The 16678-nt window shown below is 42.5% G+C and carries 16 protein-coding genes; 2 read left to right on the top strand and 14 right to left on the bottom strand.

The features are described 5' to 3' along the window. Positions 1 to 333 precede the first annotated feature (333 nt). The 14 genes from HMPREF2637_RS05750 to HMPREF2637_RS05815 all read right to left on the bottom strand — a co-directional run bounded on the left by HMPREF2637_RS05750 (position 334) and on the right by HMPREF2637_RS05815 (position 15409). Complete coding sequence (locus HMPREF2637_RS05750; protein ID WP_070839600.1) at positions 334 to 978, bottom strand: response regulator transcription factor; 645 nt, start codon at positions 976 to 978, stop codon at positions 334 to 336. Beyond that, a complete protein-coding gene (locus tag HMPREF2637_RS05755) occupies positions 968 to 1978 on the bottom strand; it encodes an envelope stress sensor histidine kinase LiaS (RefSeq protein ID WP_002891418.1) in 1011 nt (336 codons plus the stop codon). The genes HMPREF2637_RS05750 and HMPREF2637_RS05755 overlap by 11 nt, the downstream gene beginning before the upstream one ends. After that, the gene (gene liaF / locus HMPREF2637_RS05760) at positions 1975 to 2673 is read right to left on the bottom strand and encodes a cell wall-active antibiotics response protein LiaF (RefSeq protein WP_037603001.1); all 699 of its coding nucleotides are present in this window, start codon (positions 2671 to 2673) and stop codon (positions 1975 to 1977) included. Before liaF ends, HMPREF2637_RS05755 begins: the two co-directional genes overlap by 4 nt. Before the next feature lie 163 nt (positions 2674 to 2836). Next, a complete protein-coding gene (locus HMPREF2637_RS05765; RefSeq protein WP_070839603.1) occupies positions 2837 to 3595 on the bottom strand; it encodes a potassium channel family protein in 759 nt (252 codons plus the stop codon). A 145-nt stretch (positions 3596 to 3740) separates the two neighbouring features. Further along, positions 3741 to 5612 carry a Stk1 family PASTA domain-containing Ser/Thr kinase gene (gene pknB / locus HMPREF2637_RS05770; protein WP_070839607.1) on the bottom strand — a complete coding sequence of 624 codons (1872 nt, stop codon included), beginning with the start codon at positions 5610 to 5612 and terminating at the stop codon, positions 3741 to 3743. Next, a complete protein-coding gene (locus HMPREF2637_RS05775; protein ID WP_070839660.1) occupies positions 5612 to 6349 on the bottom strand; it encodes a Stp1/IreP family PP2C-type Ser/Thr phosphatase in 738 nt (245 codons plus the stop codon). The genes pknB and HMPREF2637_RS05775 overlap by 1 nt, the downstream gene beginning before the upstream one ends. 43 nt (positions 6350 to 6392) lie before the next feature. Further along, entirely contained in the window at positions 6393 to 7715 is a 1323-nt protein-coding gene (rsmB, locus tag HMPREF2637_RS05780) for a 16S rRNA (cytosine(967)-C(5))-methyltransferase RsmB (protein ID WP_070839663.1), read from the bottom strand. Beyond that, entirely contained in the window at positions 7705 to 8640 is a 936-nt protein-coding gene (gene fmt / locus HMPREF2637_RS05785; protein WP_070839610.1) for a methionyl-tRNA formyltransferase, read from the bottom strand. The genes rsmB and fmt overlap by 11 nt, the downstream gene beginning before the upstream one ends. A 17-nt stretch (positions 8641 to 8657) precedes the next feature. After that, positions 8658 to 11054 carry a primosomal protein N' gene (locus HMPREF2637_RS05790; RefSeq protein ID WP_070839614.1) on the bottom strand — a complete coding sequence of 799 codons (2397 nt, stop codon included), beginning with the start codon at positions 11052 to 11054 and terminating at the stop codon, positions 8658 to 8660. 142 nt (positions 11055 to 11196) lie between these two features. Next, entirely contained in the window at positions 11197 to 11511 is a 315-nt protein-coding gene (gene rpoZ / locus HMPREF2637_RS05795) for a DNA-directed RNA polymerase subunit omega (RefSeq protein WP_002886855.1), read from the bottom strand. Positions 11512 to 11532: 21 nt separating this feature from the next. After that, positions 11533 to 12162, bottom strand: coding sequence for a guanylate kinase (gmk, locus tag HMPREF2637_RS05800; protein ID WP_002884259.1), 630 nt, complete (start codon positions 12160 to 12162; stop codon positions 11533 to 11535). 233 nt (positions 12163 to 12395) lie between these two features. Next, positions 12396 to 13793 carry a signal recognition particle-docking protein FtsY gene (gene ftsY, locus HMPREF2637_RS05805; protein WP_070839618.1) on the bottom strand — a complete coding sequence of 466 codons (1398 nt, stop codon included), beginning with the start codon at positions 13791 to 13793 and terminating at the stop codon, positions 12396 to 12398. 10 nt (positions 13794 to 13803) lie between these two features. Then, positions 13804 to 14622 (bottom strand): Cof-type HAD-IIB family hydrolase, encoded by an 819-nt coding sequence (locus tag HMPREF2637_RS05810; RefSeq protein ID WP_070839621.1) that lies wholly within the window; start codon positions 14620 to 14622, stop codon positions 13804 to 13806. Then, a complete protein-coding gene (locus HMPREF2637_RS05815; protein WP_070839625.1) occupies positions 14615 to 15409 on the bottom strand; it encodes an HAD-IIB family hydrolase in 795 nt (264 codons plus the stop codon). The genes HMPREF2637_RS05810 and HMPREF2637_RS05815 overlap by 8 nt, the downstream gene beginning before the upstream one ends. 181 nt (positions 15410 to 15590) lie before the next feature. Between HMPREF2637_RS05815 and HMPREF2637_RS05820 the strand changes: the two genes are divergently transcribed. Together HMPREF2637_RS05820 and HMPREF2637_RS05825 are read left to right on the top strand one after the other, a co-directional pair. Next, positions 15591 to 15968, top strand: a complete 378-nt coding sequence (locus tag HMPREF2637_RS05820) for a GntR family transcriptional regulator (protein ID WP_022496273.1) — start codon at positions 15591 to 15593, stop codon at positions 15966 to 15968. Between the two features lie 4 nt (positions 15969 to 15972). Continuing rightward, on the top strand, positions 15973 to 16671 hold the full coding sequence (locus tag HMPREF2637_RS05825) for an ABC transporter ATP-binding protein (RefSeq protein ID WP_070839629.1): 699 nt from the start codon (positions 15973 to 15975) through the stop codon (positions 16669 to 16671). Positions 16672 to 16678: the final 7 nt, after the last annotated feature.

Genomic DNA, 16678 nt, shown 5'->3' on the forward strand with positions numbered 1-16678 from the left:
GTCCCTTGCCTTACCGCTTGGCTATACCCCAAAAGACTCTTATTATTCTACAGAAAAACTAGTTGGCTGTCAACACTTTTTTTAACTTTTTTCAAAAAAAAGCAACCGGAAATACCGATTGCTAGGAGTTAGGAGATTTCATCATCTAAGCGAACTTAGATAGATGATATGAGGTCGCTTCAACCTCATATGAAAAAAGAAAAGTTTTAGGATAGTTTCATTATATGTTTTGCTAGAAATAAAGTCAAAAGATTTGACTTGCAAAATCCGAGTAAGGGTTAAGAATTATGATAACTCTCCCTAGCCTCTAAATAACAAGGTTAGTTGATAACTTTATTCATCATCCTGTGAAACCAAATGATGTCTAAAGGCATAAACGACAGCCTGAGTACGGTCATCAACATTGAGTTTTCCAAGGATATTAGACACGTGCGTTTTAACGGTTTTCAATGAAATGAATAGCTCGTTAGCAATGGTCTGATTGTCATAACCCTTAGCCAAAAGCGCCAAGATATCACGTTCACGTGCCGTCAAGTCGTCGTGTAGGTCCGGGTGGCTATCGTGGTATTTAATCTTATTGTCCACCTCAGTTTCGATAGCTTCTTCACCACGGTAAACCTTACGGATACTATTGAGAATCTCTGCCGCACTGCTAGTTTTAAGCATATAACCTTTAGCACCAGCTTCAATGACTGGATAAATTTTTTCATTGTCCAAATAGCTAGTCAAAACCAAAATCTTGGCTTCTGGCCATTCTTTGAGCAATTCCAAAGTCGCTTGAACACCATCTAATTCAGGCATGACAAGGTCCATTACGACGACATCTGGACGAAATTCCAGGGCAAGGTCAACACCTTCTCGGCCATTGCTCGCTTCTCCAACCACTTCGACATCTCCTTGGAGATTCAGGAAACTCTTAAGGCCCAAACGGACCATCTCATGGTCATCGACCAAAATCACATTTATCTTATTCGACATTGTCTTCTCCTCTTAATATCGGCACACGAACATCAATAGAAGTTCCTTTACCTGTAGCAGATAGGAACTGCACAGTTCCCGCCATTTCATCGACACGCTCCTGGATATTTTTCAGTCCATAACTCATCTCGTCAGTCGACGCATTTAAATCATAACCAACACCATTATCCAACATTTTCAATTGAATTTCCTGACTATTTTGATAGAGATAAACCTCTATCTGGCTAGCCTTGGCGTGTTTAAGAGTATTAGAGATAAACTCTTGGGCAATCCTAAAGAGATTATTTTCAATACGCTTAGGCACTTTCTTAACCATATCCTTGTAGACGACATGGATATTGGATTTATCGGTTAATTCCTTAAGAATCATCTGCAAGCCTTCTTGCAAGGTCTTGTTCTCAAGCTCTGTCGGACGAAGATGCAAAAGCAAGACACGCATATCGTTTTGAGCGTCCGTCAGCATGGCCTCAACCGCCTGAATTTGATTATGCAAATCTTCTTTACTTAGCTGGTCCGCCATCTGAGAAACACCAGATAGGATCATACTAGCCGCAAAAAGCTCCTGACTAACGGTATCGTGAAGGTCACGAGCAATACGTCCTCGCTCCTTCTTAATAATATCACGGCTTTGAAGAGCCTGGGCATTCTCAGTTTTCTGCAAGTCCTTAGTCAATTTACGCATCTTATGAGATAAGCGCATCATATTCTTGTCTAACTCAATATCTCCTTGACGTTTGACTGGTTGATTATTGATAATGCGGCGCAAATCCTGATTGACTGATCGCATACTGTTATCATTGGCAATGGCCCAAAGAATATAAAGCAAAATGAGCAAACTCAGAACCACAAAAAACATGTTAAAAAGGAAATGGAAGACCTGAGACAGATTACCAAAAACCAATGAAAAGTTAAGGTTAAAGCTATCCATAACCACTAGGGTAACGCCAACCAGAACAACAACTGAATAAATCAGAATCAAAAATAGGTACTGTTTCTTCATTTGCGACGTACCTCCACTGGTCCAGCTCCCACATTGAGAATCAATTTCACTGTTCGATGAGCATGTTCATACTCCGCCCCCTGCAAGGTCAATCTTTCGTAACGGAGGTCGTACTCATCTTCATTGAAGAAGGTGACAGAGCTATAAATCGCTGATATATTGAGCTTGACGGAAACATCAATTGGTACCAAGATAGTCGTCGGACCATAAAGTTTCTGCAAAATCACAACATTATCTCGCCCCGAGACGATAACCTGGGTCAAATCAATCACATCTGTCCCAAAGAAACGGATGATATTGATATCATCAAAGTCATAACGATCACTGACAGGTTCCATCCGAGTTCCAATCCACTGATTTCGCACAGCCTGAGGATCCAAGTCGTCTTCCTTGAATTGAATAAGAGCGTAGCGATTCTTTTTCTTAACCTGTGAAAAATGGTTAATCATGACATAGGCCACACCCACCAAAATCGCAAGCACCACATAGATATTCCACATGGAAACCAGAAAAAGTGAGATTAAACAGATGGTCAAGACAAAGTCACTTTTGGATTCCTTATTAAAAAAGCGAACTGCCAACAAGGTTAAAACCAGTATGAAAATAAAACTGGTAATATCATTATTAAAAATGGTAATCAGGCCCAGAGTCAAAAGCAGGGCTTCCACCACTAAGAAAAAATTAAATTTGGTCATAAGGACCTCTCAAATAAAAGTATACAGGCTTCATTCTATCAAATTTTAAGGCAATTGACAAAAAGACCCAGTTTAAGCACTGACTAACCGAGATAGAAAATGGGAAGAAGAAACCAAAAAAAGTGCCTCCATTACAGGAAACACAGTCTTTCATTCAAAAATCTTAATCGTCAGTATCGTTCATTCTGCTTTTTATCATTAGTACTGTACTTCTGATTTCCTCCAGTATGACACGCTGCTCTGCTAATTCTTTCTCAAGATTGGCTAATTTTCGTTCAGTCTGACGACCTGACCGCACAAAAATATTATTAAGAGAGCTAGTTAACAACCCTAGAGTGGCAATCCCACTAAACATGAGAATAACAGCGACTGCCTTACCTACAAGCGTTTTAGGGACGATATCTCCATAACCAACCGTAGTCACCGTTGCTACAGACCACCAAATAGCATCTATAAAATTATGGTGTTCTACTCGGGCAATAACAGCACTACTGATAAGAATGATAATACTATTAACCGAAAGTAGAAAATAAAAGCCATTTCTGCGATTGATACGATTGGAAATATGCTTGAGCTTGCCACTCAAACCAATTAAACGTGAGAGTTTGGCCAACCTGGCAAAGCGTCCCACTCTTGAAAAACGGAGGAAGGTAAAGACTTCATTATAGGGAATAATAGCCAACAAGTCCAACACATGTGTTTTAACAAAGATTCGCTTACGAGGTGCTAAGGAGAAACGAATCGCATAATCAATGGCAAATATGAGCGTTATAGACTGATCTATCACTCTAAAAGGTCGCCTTCCAATTGAAATTAAGCCAACTAAATCAAAGATAACCAAGCCAATGGAAATCAGGGCCAGGACTGTCATGACAATATCGTAGGTAATGATATACCTTCTCAGTTTTCTACGGTTTCTCAAAGCGTCTCTCCTATATGTGATGTCTTCATTATAAAAGAATCTCTGACCTCTGGCAAGCAGGCTTTTTTAGGCTATCGACAAGATCTCTAGGTAGCAAAAAAGAGAGCTTAAATAACCTCTCTTCATTATGCCTAAGTTTTTTAATCTATTGTAGTTCTGTGTGAGTAGCCTCTGTCGAGGTTTCAGTGCTTGAAGTTGTACTGTCAGTACTTGAGCTCGTTGATGACGAATGGGTCGTACTACTTGAGCTTGACTGAAGGTTTGAACTTGCTGTTGCAACCGAAACATAGAGAATCACTGTACCATCAACACTTGTACCAGCTTGTGGATCTTGATAAAGGACCTCCGTACTGCTAGGAATCTTATCCTTATCTAACTTAGCACCAGTATTATAGTCGTGGTACTCGATGCTACTACTTGAGATATTCTTACGATTCAAGGTTTGAACTGCTGTTGAAACCGTCAAACCAGTCACATCAGGCATGGTAACTATCTTAGGAGTTGCCACACGGAACTTAATCTTAGCCTTACTATCCTTAGGATTGAAAGACTTGTTTTTCCCTGGACTTTGAGATAGGATTTCTCCCTCTTCAGCACTGTCGTCTTCGACATGCTGAATATCAATTTGGTCCTCAGAAACACCATAATTCGAAGTTAAGTCCTCAATGGCATCCTTATAGTTTTTACCCTTGTAGTCTTTCAAAGCGAAACCTTTACTACCAGAAGAAACATAGACATCAATGCTTGATCCCTCTTTTCGTGTGGTTCCAGCTGTAGGATTGGTCTTGATGACCTTCCCCGTATCGACAGAGTCATCTTCCACTTCTTTGACTTCTCCTACCTTAAATCCAGCACCCTCAATTTTAGTCTGAGCTGTGGACAACTCCTGACCGACCACATTAGGTACTTGGACATTATCAGGATTGGTAAAGACTAAATAGGCAAAGATGATAATACCAATAAAGACAAGTCCTAGGAAAACCTTGAGTAAGGTTGAGAAGAAGTTCTTCTTTTTCTTCTTAGCTGGTGTCGTTTTTTTCCTTGGTTGTTTACTTGGAGCAGGTGTAGGCTCTGATGGTTCAGCAGCAACGGCTTTTTTCTCAAGACTTGCTGATGGAACTGGATCAACCTTCGGCAAGGTCTTGGTATCCGTCATATCATCAAAGACTACCTTAGCATCGCGTCGATGACTAGGATGCAAACTCGTTACCAAGTCACGGCTCATTTCCAAAGTACTATTGTAACGATTTTCTAGTTTTTTGGCTGTTGCTCGAATAACCACATTTTCCAAAGCTTGGGGAACGTTACGGTTCTCTGCCAAAATCGATGGTAGTGGTTTTTGGAAATGTTGGAGTGCAATGGTTACTGCACTATCGCCATCATAAGGAATATGACCTGTCAACATTTCAAAAAGCATAATCCCCATAGCATAGATGTCACTTTGGATAGTCGCTTTAGATCCACGAGCCTGCTCTGGTGACAGGTAGTGGACAGAACCCAACATAGAGTTCGTTTGAGTTAGACTAGTCTCTGCAAAGGCAACCGCAATTCCGAAGTCTGTGACCTTGGCTGTACCGTCCTTAGTTAAAAGAACATTTTGCGGCTTAAGGTCACGGTGGATAATGCCCTTTTGATGGGCAAGAGTCATGGCGGAAAGGACCTCCCCCATGATACGCACAACATCTTGGTTAGAAAGTGGCGCATGGTCTTGAATGTATTTCTTCAAGTCCGAACCGTCCACATACTCCATCACCAAGAACTGCTGGCCGTCTTCTTCGCCAATATCTCGGATAGCAACGATATTAGGATGACTGAGTTCTGCCATGGCACGCGCTTCACGTTGGAAACGGGCCACAGCCACCTGATCAGTTTGGTAATTGGTACGAAGTACCTTAATAGCCACTTTTTCATTATCCAGAATCAGGTCATTAGCCAGATAAACATCCGCCATACCACCACGTCCGATAGATTTAAGGATTCGATAACGTCCAGCAAACAATTTGCCAACTTGGATCATTATCCTTCCTCACTTTCTACCTTAATGAGAGCAACGGTAATATTATCAAGTCCACCTGCCTCATTGGCTGCAGCTACCAAACGACTCGTTTTTTCTTCGACGAAACCAGGGCTGTTGACAATATGAACAATCTGTTCGACTGAAACCATGTTGGTCAAACCATCTGAATTGGCCAAAATATAGTCCCCTGGTTCTAATTGTTGGACACCAAGGTCAGCTTCAATCGGAGCAGCTTGCCCAATAGATTGCGTAATGATATTACGTTGTGGGTGAACTGCTGCTTCTTCTTCGGTCAACTGACCAGCCTTGATAAGAGCATTGACCAAAGAATGGTCATTCGTCAATTGCTTATACTCACCATTACGGATAAGGGCAATACGTGAATCCCCAACATGGGCGAAAATCACAGCATTATCAACAAAGGCAAGAACCTCGATAGTTGTTCCCATTCCCTTATATTCTTCGTTTTGGCCAAGTTCATAAATTTTACGATTTTCTGCATCAATGGCAGCAATCATCCAATCACGAATCTGACTCAACTCACGAAAATCAGTGTTAATCCAGTCTCGACCAAGATCAGTCACTGACATCTCACTGGCAATATTTCCAGCACGGTGTCCGCCCATCCCATCTGCAACAACGACAAGGGTAACACCAGCTTGGTTGACAAATTTATTAACAAAATCTTGGTTATTTGACCGTTTTTGGCCAATGTCCGTTAATAATGATATTTCCATAGTTTTCTTTCTGACTTGCGTCAGCATTTCCTCCTCTGTAACCCTAAGCTTTTTTACGCAACTGTGCGATGAAAAAACCATCAGTTAGATACTGTTCGGGGGTAATTGCCAAACAGCCATTGACCACGATGTCTTTACATGGATGGTCTAAGGCAACTTGCTCAAAATCAGGATGGCTCTCAAGAAAGGCTTGAATCACCTCTTGATTTTCTTCTGCTATGATGGTGCAAGTACTATATGTTATTATACCACCTTTTCGTAGGGTTTGACAAACGCTGGATAGGATATCCAACTGCACAGCCTTAAGGGACTCAAAGTCTTGGAGATCCTTGTTATATTTGATATCGGGTTTCCGACGAATGAGCCCAATTCCTGAACAAGGTGCATCCACTAAAATCTTGTCAAAACTATCAGCTGGAAAGACTTGATGTACCTGACTAGCATCCAGTTTCTGAGTCTTAACCTTATCAGCTAATCCAAGACGTTGTGCATTTTCTTCGATAAGAGCAAGCTTATGATCATAGAGGTCAAGCGCCGTCACATGTCCACTCGTCAAATAAGAGGCCATATGGACAGTCTTACCTCCAGGCGCCGCACAGGCATCCAGGATTTCTTCTTCACCTTGAATCCCTAAAGTTGGTGCAACCAGTTGACTGGTCTCATCCTGAATGGTCAACAAGCCCTCTTTAAAATAATCTGTCCCAGCAAAGTAACCTGAAGACTTAACAAGCCCGACTGGGGATAATACTGAACACTCAGCCCCAGTGGCCTCCGCAATCTCTTCCAAACGTGACGCATCCGTTACACGCACACTAGCCTTGTTTCTCACAAAAAGGCTTTGGAAAATAGCAAGGGCACGATCTTCTCCATACTGGTCGATAAGTTTTTTAACCAACCATACAGGTAGAGAATACTGAACAGAATAGCGTTTATTGACACGTTTGATTGTGCTTGGAGCTGTCAAAGGCTGGCTAGATAGTTTACGAAGAACCGCATTGACCAGCTTCTCAGCCCCCTTTTTATTGCCACGATTTTTAGCAATAGAAACGGCATCATTAACCACCGCATGGGCTGGAATCTTATCTAAATAGGCCAACTGGTATAGGCTCAAAAGCAATAAGTCATAGACCCAAGGTTCAAGCTTGTCACGGTCCTCGATGACATGGGCTAGGACCCACTCCAACGTAATCTTACGAGCCACGGTCCCATAGACAATTTCCGTCACCAAGGCCTTGTCCTTATCTGTCAAATATGACTTGCTCAGATGGGCATTGAGAGCAATATTTGAATAAGCCCCTTCCTGGAAGACTTCTTCTAAGACTTCAAGTGCCTGTCCACGGGCTGTTTTTTTCCAATCATTGGCCAAATGCATCACCTACTTCAAGATTGCGTCCGACCCCATTAAGGAAATCAGCAATAGCCATACGGGGTTTTCCTGCAGGCTGAACTGTCTTAAGTGAAATGGCTCCCTGACCAGTCGCAACTACCAAACTCTTCTTGGTCTTTTCAATGATATGACCAGCCTGTCCTTGACCTTCTGCCAAGTCCGCCTCATAAATCTTGAAACGTTTGCCGTCAAGCAAGGTATGTGCCACAGGCCATGGGTACATACCACGGATTTGATTGAAGATGTCACGAGCCGGCTTGTTCCAATCAAGGCGCTCCTCTTCTGGACTAATATTTGGCGAAAACGTTACCTGACTGGTATCTTGAGGAACAGGTTTGATTTCTCCAGCAATATAGGCAGGCAAGGTCTCAAGCAAAAGGTCACGACCCAAGACGGCCAATTTTTCAAACATGGTACCAACATTATCCTCGTCAAGAATTGGCAAGGCCTTTTGGCTAACCATGTCACCAGCGTCCATCTCCTTGACCATTTCCATAATTGTCACACCTGCTTCTGCATCCCCATTGATAATGGCATAATGAATAGGTGCCCCACCACGGTATTTTGGCAAGAGAGAAGCGTGGACATTCACCGCAAAATCCATGCTATTAAGCAACTTGCTTGGTAAAAATTGTCCATAAGCTGCAGTAACAATCCCATCAGCACCAAGCGCCATCAATTGCGTCATTTCTTCTGACCCTGACAATTTTTCCGGTTGATAAATTGGCAAGTCATGCGCCAAGGCTACTTCCTTGACCGGTGTCATGCGAATTTCTTTTTTACGGCCGACAGCACGGTCTGGTTGCGTCACCACAGCAACAATATCGTAACGCTCATCTGTCAAAAGTCCTTCCAGCACAGTCGCTGAAAAGGCAGGCGTTCCCATAAATACTAATTTTGTCATATTCTTCCTTTTCTAGATTAGGTAAAATTCTGAGGTTCGTGATCGATAATCAAACGCAGGTCCTTGTTTTCAGGTTCCTGAGTCATATCAAGGACCCTATTAAGCGTCTCTTCCAAGTTATCCTCAAAACGGTATTTGATAATAATCTGATAATGATAAAGGTTATGTGTTCGGGCAATAGGCTTAGGCGTTGGCCCTAGGAAAGTCACCTTGTCTGACAAGTGCTCTCTTAAATAAGCCATAACCTCATAGCTCTTGCGGACGACAAACTCTTCATCCTTGTGAGAAAGCGTGATTCCTACCGTATAAAAATATGGCGGATAGGCCAACTGACGTCGAATCCCCATCTCATAGGCATAGAAAGCTTCATAATCCTGTTGTTGCGCAAACCGAATGGCATAATGACTAGGATTATAGGTTTGAATAATAACTTCCCCTTCCTTGTCAGCACGACCAGCACGACCAGCCACCTGAGTCAAAAGTTGGAAGGTACGCTCAGCCGAACGAAAATCTGGTAAATTCAAGGACGTATCTGCATTCAAGACCCCTACCAAGGTGACATTGGGAAAATCCAAGCCCTTGGCAATCATCTGAGTCCCAAGCAAAATGTCAGCCTTACCATTTCCAAAAGTCTCTAAGAGTTTCTCGTGAGCACCTTTCTTACGTGTCGTATCAACATCCATACGAATCACTCTGGCTTCTGGCAAGAGTTCCGTCAATTGATCATAGGCCTTCTGTGTCCCAGTCCCATAATAGCGAATCTGACGACTCTGACAGTTAGGGCAGACATGTGGTATTGCTTTTTGAAAATCACAATAGTGGCAATTCATGGTCTTGGTATCCATGTGCAAGGTCAGTGAAATATCACAATTGGGACAATCATCTACATAGCCACAGTCACGACACATGACAAAAGAGGAATACCCACGACGGTTCAACATTAGCACGACTTGTTCCTTACGTCCCAAGCGTTCTCGGATTTTCTCTAAGAGAGGTGGCGTAAAATCACTAGCCTCTTGACGGCCCACAAAATCCTTAAAGTCCACCACTTCCACCTGAGGAATTTTGGCATTAGGATTAGCCCTCTGAGTCAACTCAAGAAAATGGTAAACCCCTTTCTGAGCTCTCGCCCGAGTCTCAATAGACGGTGTTGCTGAACCAAGAACAAGCACGGCTCCATGACTCTTAGCCCTAAGCAAGGCCACATCTCTAGCATGGTAGCGAGGATTAGACTCCTGCTTATAAGTAGCCTCATGTTCCTCATCGATAATGATAGCTCCGATATTGTTCAAGGGAGCGAAGATCGCCGAACGTGCTCCTACCACAACCTTGGCCTGACCAGACCTAACCTTTCGCCACTCGTCAAATTTTTCACCGTCTGACAAGCCTGAATGCATAATCGCCACCAAGTCACCAAAACGTGAAATGAAACGATTGGTCATTTGGGGCGTCAGGGAAATTTCTGGCACCAAGACAATGGCAGTTTTCCCCATAGCCAAGGTCCTCTCGATAAGATGCAGATAGACCTCTGTCTTACCTGATCCCGTTACCCCTTCCAATAAGAAAGGTTTGCTACCTTGTCCAATTTGGCGCGTCATTTCTTCAACAGCATGCGCCTGTTGAACATTAAGCTCAAGAAAATCCGTCTTCTCTACCTTTTCAAAGTAGCTATCGGCACGATTGACCTCAACTTCAGTGATGACCAAGGCACCAGCTTCAATGAAAAACTTAACCACATCTCGTGAAAAAAGCTTGTGGAGGTCTGCCACCTTCCCTGGCTCGCTCTTCTCGAGCAAGAAGTCTCGTATCTCCAAACGCCTCTTAGCCCGTTGCGAAATAGCCAAAGTCTCAAGAATGCCCTTTTGAACACTATAGTGCTTCTCAGTCTTAATGTTCTGCTTATCCTTAGCAAGGTAATCAACCGTTACACGCCCAGACTGGACCAGACGAGGAATGGCTTGACGCTGCTCCTCTGACAACTGCGAGAAAAGAACATGATCCTGCCCCTGAAGAAAAGTCTGTTTATCCTCTTCACCCAGTTTATCAGTCGCCATGATAACCTTATCGTACTGAGAATTAAGGAGACCAGGTAGCATTGACTTCAAGATGGAAATCTTATAGGAAAAGACCGTATGTCGCATCTGATCAGCCAAATCCAGTTGATCCTGATTAAGGACTGGCTCATAATCTAAAAGCTCAGCAATAGGTTTTAATTCAGGAAAGTCTCCTAAATCCTCCTGCTCCTCGAAGCCAATAACAAAGCCTTGCAATAGACGATTTCCTTTACCGAAAGGTACATGCACTCGCATACCAAGGGCAATTTGACCTTGCATGGCTTCAGGGATAAGGTAACTATAAGGCCTGTCCGTCTGCATCAGAGGAACGTCTACAATAATTTGTGCTACTAAAACCATAAATTTCCTCCTGTCACTTCCTTAAAACCAGTATCTTTCAAGCTCAAGAAAAGCTGAGCTCTTGATTATCATCATAAAGAAGGAAGCTGAGACACTATGCCTCAGCTCCCCTCTCCTCATAAACCAAAGCATGACTTTGATTTTAGATTTTATCGCCTTCTTCTTTTTCTTTAGCGATTTGTTCTTTGATTTTACGTTCTTCTTCCTCAGCAGCAAGACGTGCTTGGATCACTTTCAAACGTGCCAATTCACGTTTAGATTCTGGATCTGGGTGAATAGTCACATTACCAGATTCAATCTCTTCAAGGGCTTGAAGGGTTGGTTTTACTGACGTAAACTCTTGAGTTGGTTCAGCACCAGCGGCCAATTCATGGGCGCGTTTTGCTTGCAAAATAACCAATGAATATTTTGAAGGCACTTTATCCAAAAGTTTGTCAATAGAGGGTTTCAACATCATAATTCTATACCTATTTCTAATTTATTTATCTGATAATTTCTTTTCTGAAATCATATTACGATAGCGGCCAATCACACGGTCAACACGGAAGTGTTCTGCTTCAATAACACGTTTGACACGCTCAGCAGCCAAAGGCACTTCGTCATTAACAATGGCATAATCGTATTCGCTCATGAGAGCAATTTCTTCACGCGCACGCTCGATTCGTTGAGCAATAACTTCCTCAGAATCTGTCCCACGACCAACCAAACGCTCTTGAAGCTCGTTCAAATCCGGTGGTGTCAAAAAGATGAAGACAGCATCCGGGACCTTTTTCTTAACCTGAAGGGCCCCTTGAACTTCGATTTCAAGGAAAACATCAATACCTTTATCCAAGGTTTCATTGACATAAGTCAAAGGTGTTCCGTAGTAGTTACCTACATACTCAGCATATTCCAACATTTGACCATTACGAATAAGTTCTTCAAATTCCTCACGCGAACGGAAGAAATAATCCTTCCCATCAACTTCACCAGGACGTTGAGCACGCGTGGTCATTGATACTGAGTATTCAAATTTGTGGTCAGGTGTTGAAAAAATCTCCTGACGAACAGTTCCTTTTCCGACACCAGAAGGCCCTGAAAAAACAATCAAAAGTCCACGTTCAGACATGTCTTCTCCTTAAACTAAGATTAAAAATCTTCTTATGACTCACCTTAAAAAAGAGAAAGCAATCATCTCTTTTTACGGCTTAGGGGTTGTTCAGTGATTAAGTTACAGCTCACTTTTCAAAGCATGCGTTTTTCCTTACTATTTTACCAATAAAAGTGACTTTTTTCAAGGTGAGGACACCATTAAAAAGAGTGAATTCCTTTTCCCAGTACTCACTCTTTTTAAATACTCTTTTAAACCAAACCGGTCAAGAGACCTTGCATGAATTCTTCTGAATGGAACTCACCAATATCATCAATTTTCTCACCAAAACCAATTAACTTCACTGGAATATCCAACTCTTGGCGAATGGCTAGAACCACACCCCCCTTGGCACTACCATCCAACTTAGTCAAGACAAGACCTGTAAGAGGTGTAATTTTTGAAAATTCCTTGGCCTGACTAAGGGCATTTTGACCTGTTGAGGCATCCAAGGCCAAGAGGGTTTCATGAGGTGCTTCTGGAACCACACGCTTGATAATACGACCAATCTTTTCAAGCTCTGCCATAAGATTGTCTTTATTTTGCAAACGTCCCGCAGTATCAATCATAAGGACGTCAACTCCTTCAGCAAGGGCCTTTTCCATACCGTCAAAGACCACTGAAGCTGGGTCAGCCTTCTCAGCACCAGTCACTACTGGCACATCAACACGACGTCCCCACTCAACCAACTGAGCGACAGCTCCCGCGCGGAAGGTATCAGCAGCTACCAACATAACTTTTTTGCCTTCTTGTTTGTATTTATGCGCCAACTTACCGATAGACGTTGTCTTACCAACACCGTTGACACCAACGAAAAGCATGACTGTCAAACCATCTTGGAAATTAATCTGCTCCTTGTAGACATCATCCTTCTCGTAGATATCCACAAGTTTTTCGATAATCAAGCGTTGCAAATCCTCAGTCTTTTTGACATTTTCAAGGCGAGCTTCATAGCGCAAATCTTCCGTTAATTGCGTTGCAACATTAACCCCAACATCGGAAAGAATCAGCATTTCTTCCAATTCTTCGAAGAACTCCTCATCAACACGACGGAAATTCGCAAAGAATTCATTCAAGCGAGCAGCAAAACCAGTACGCGTCTTCTTGAGGGTACGGTTATATTTTTCTTGTTCTGTTTCAGTTTTTGAAGCCTGAACTTCTTCAGGTTTTTCCTCAACTTTACGGGTTTGAACGGCTTCAAAAGTGACAGTTTCACCTTTTTCTGCAGCAGCAGCTACTTGAGCCTTCTTAGCATAGTAATCAGCCATGACATCCGCAAAGTGGTTATCCACAGCAACTTGACTTTCTTCTGACTCTGAAACGCCTTCTGCTTCGCTTGAAGCCTGATTATCAACAGAAAGGTCTTCGTCAGACACTGCTTCACTTTCTTCTGTCACAGTAGAATCACTAGATTCAACAGATTCTGTGGATGAAATCTCTTCTACTTGAGTCTCTGACTCACTGAGCTGTTCTGTTTGACTCTCGCTTATCCCTTCACTTGTTGACAAGTCTTGATTATCAAGAGCCTCAGTTTCTGAAATTTCCTGATTTGCTACAGTTTCCTGTGACTGGTTTTCCTCTTGTCCAAATAATCGATCAAATAGACCCATTTGGTTCTCCTTATTTCTCTAGAATATATTTGTGGATGGCCTCAGCCACTCCAGATTCCTCATTAGTTTTTGTCGTTACTGCCTTGGCAACAGCCTTAACCTTGGGGACAGCATTCGCCATAGCCACACCTAGACCAGCCCACTCCAGCATTGTCAAGTCGTTTTCCTCGTCTCCCATAGCCATGACCTGACCTTTATCCAGAGCAAGGTAATCAGTCAAGAGTCTCAAACCTACAGCCTTATGAACACCTTTAGGCATGACCTCTAGGATAATTTCACGAGACTTAAAGACCTCAAACGCTTGGTATAAATGGTCAGGTATTTTTTGAATTTGAGCATCCAAAAACGCTTCCTCACAGACCGTAACTACCTTATTATAGACGATATTTTCAGGAATGTCATCAATACTCTCCACATCAACGAAGGTCAGGGTAGGATTAGCCTGACGATAGAGAGAATGATTGCCTTTACTTGGCACACCATAGACAAGGCCATCACTGATAACATCCATAGGAAGCCCTAGAGGTTCGAAGACAGCATAAATCTGCTTTAAATCTTCTCGACTCATCTCTTTCTTTATGAGGATATCCCCATTATTACGCTGAACCAAGCCACCATTGAAGGTCACACTATAGTGCTTATCATCCAACAAGCCCAAATCTTCCAAGATATGAGTAATAGCTGGCAGAGGACGACCAGTCGTAATGACCACATGAACCCCCTTAGCTTCTGCCGCCTTAAGAGCAGCTCTATTTTCAGCTGTTACTTGCTTATCCTTAGTAAAGAGGGTCCCATCTAGGTCCAAGGCCAACAATTTAATCTCAGACATCCGAACCTACCAATCCTTCCATGAAGTCAAAGACTGCACCATCTTTATGGTGACCAATCACTTCGTCAGCTACTGCCTTAATCTCATGGCGGGCATTTTCGGTAGCAACCGCATGACCCGCGAAGGTCAACATCTCCATATCATTGAGATTATCACCAAAGGCTACAACATCTGAAGCCTGACGCCCCAACTCTTGGCAAAGATGGTAAAGACCAAAGCCCTTGTCCACACCTTTAAGGATAATATCCATAGAATCAAAGCCAGTTGTCACAGCTGTCATATCCTCAAAAATCGTGTTGAGGTAGTCACCACGTTCCATAATGGTATCCCCTTGGAACTTAGCAGTTACCTTGAAAATGTCATCTGTAACCGCTTCAAGGTCCGTTGCCATAACATTTTCATAGTAACGTTCCATGGCCTTAAGATAGGCTGGATCTGCATCGTTTGGAGCATAGGCGCCGCGACGTCCCGACAAGAGAATTCCCTCGCAAGTTGGCAAGGCTAAAGTTGTGTCTGCAATTTCTAAATAATCTTTAGGTTCTAGCTTGGACTCAAACAGGACTTCACCCTTGTACTGAACCAAGGCCCCATTCTCCGCAATAATAGCAATGCGGTCCACAAAACCATCAAAAAGCTCCTCCAAGGCCAAGAGAGCTCGGCCAGAAGCTACTGTAAAAACGTAATCTTTAGCTTCACAAGCATCCAAAAGGTTATCCAAACGTGCCTTGTCATAGGCACCAAGATGGTCTAGAAAGGTACCATCCATATCTGTTGCTAAAATTTTCAAAATAATCTCCCTTCAGGTCGAACATACTTGCCCCTATTGTACCAAAAATAGGGATATAAGTTTGGGAAAAGCCAAAGAAATTAGAGAAAATAAGGAATTTTACTTGCAAATTCAGTGTTTTAGTTGTATCATTACGGTAGTACAAAAATAATACTATTATACTTTTAGAAAGGAGTCTCTTATGGCTTGGACATTTGATGAAAAATCGCCAATCTATCTCCAAATCGCCTATCGCGTCAAACTGAAGATAGCTTCCAAGGAATTGAGTATGGGACAACAACTCCTACCCGTTAGAGAATTTGCTCAGGAAGCTGGGGTCAATCCCAACACTGTACAAAGAGCCTTCCAAGAACTTGAAAAAGAGGGGTTGGTCTACTCTGCCCGTACCTCTGGTCGCTTTGTTACCGAAGATGAAAAACTAATTGATCAAAAACGACACGAGATTGCCCAAAGTCTCATGAAAAACTTTGTCACTGAGATGACAGCCATTGGTTTTAGCTCACCTGAAATCAAATCTATCATCACTGACTACATCGAACAAACAGGAAAGGACTTGTAGACCGATGACTGATATTGTAACTCTAACAAATCTCACCAAGACCTATAATGGTATTCCAGCCCTTAGAGATGTGACCATGTCCATCCCTTCTGGTAAAATCATTGGTCTCTTAGGACCAAACGGTAGTGGTAAAACAACCCTAATCAAAATTTTGAACGGCCTCCTTCAACCGACTTCAGGTTTAGTGACCATTAATGGATTTCAGCCGTCACCTATCACTAAGGCGCAAGTGGCTTATTTGCCTGACACAACCTATTTAGATGAAAGTAAGACAATACAGTACTACTTGGATTTCTTCCAAGATTTTTACGCTGACTTCCGCTATCCTCTTGCCTTGCAACTCTTGCAGGATTTAATGCTCCAACCTGATTTGCGCCTTAAGGACCTTTCAAAAGGTAACAAAGAAAAAGTTCAGTTGATTTTGGTTATGAGTCGTGAAGCTAAACTCTATCTCCTCGATGAACCTATCGGTGGAGTCGATCCCGCGTCACGTGACTACATTCTTAAAACCATTATCAACCAATACTCTGAAGAAGCTTCTGTTATCATTTCAACTCATTTGATTGCAGATATTGAATCTGTCCTAGATGAAGTTGTCTTCTTAAAATACGGTCAGATTGAACTTCAGGGTGATGCTGATAATATCCGTCAAGCCCATGGCAAATCTATCGACAAACTCTTTAGAGAGATGTTCCACAACTAGGAGGTAT

Origin of the sequence: Streptococcus sp. HMSC065H07, from assembly GCF_001837325.1 — a bacterium.
Lineage (GTDB): Bacteria > Bacillota > Bacilli > Lactobacillales > Streptococcaceae > Streptococcus > Streptococcus salivarius_H.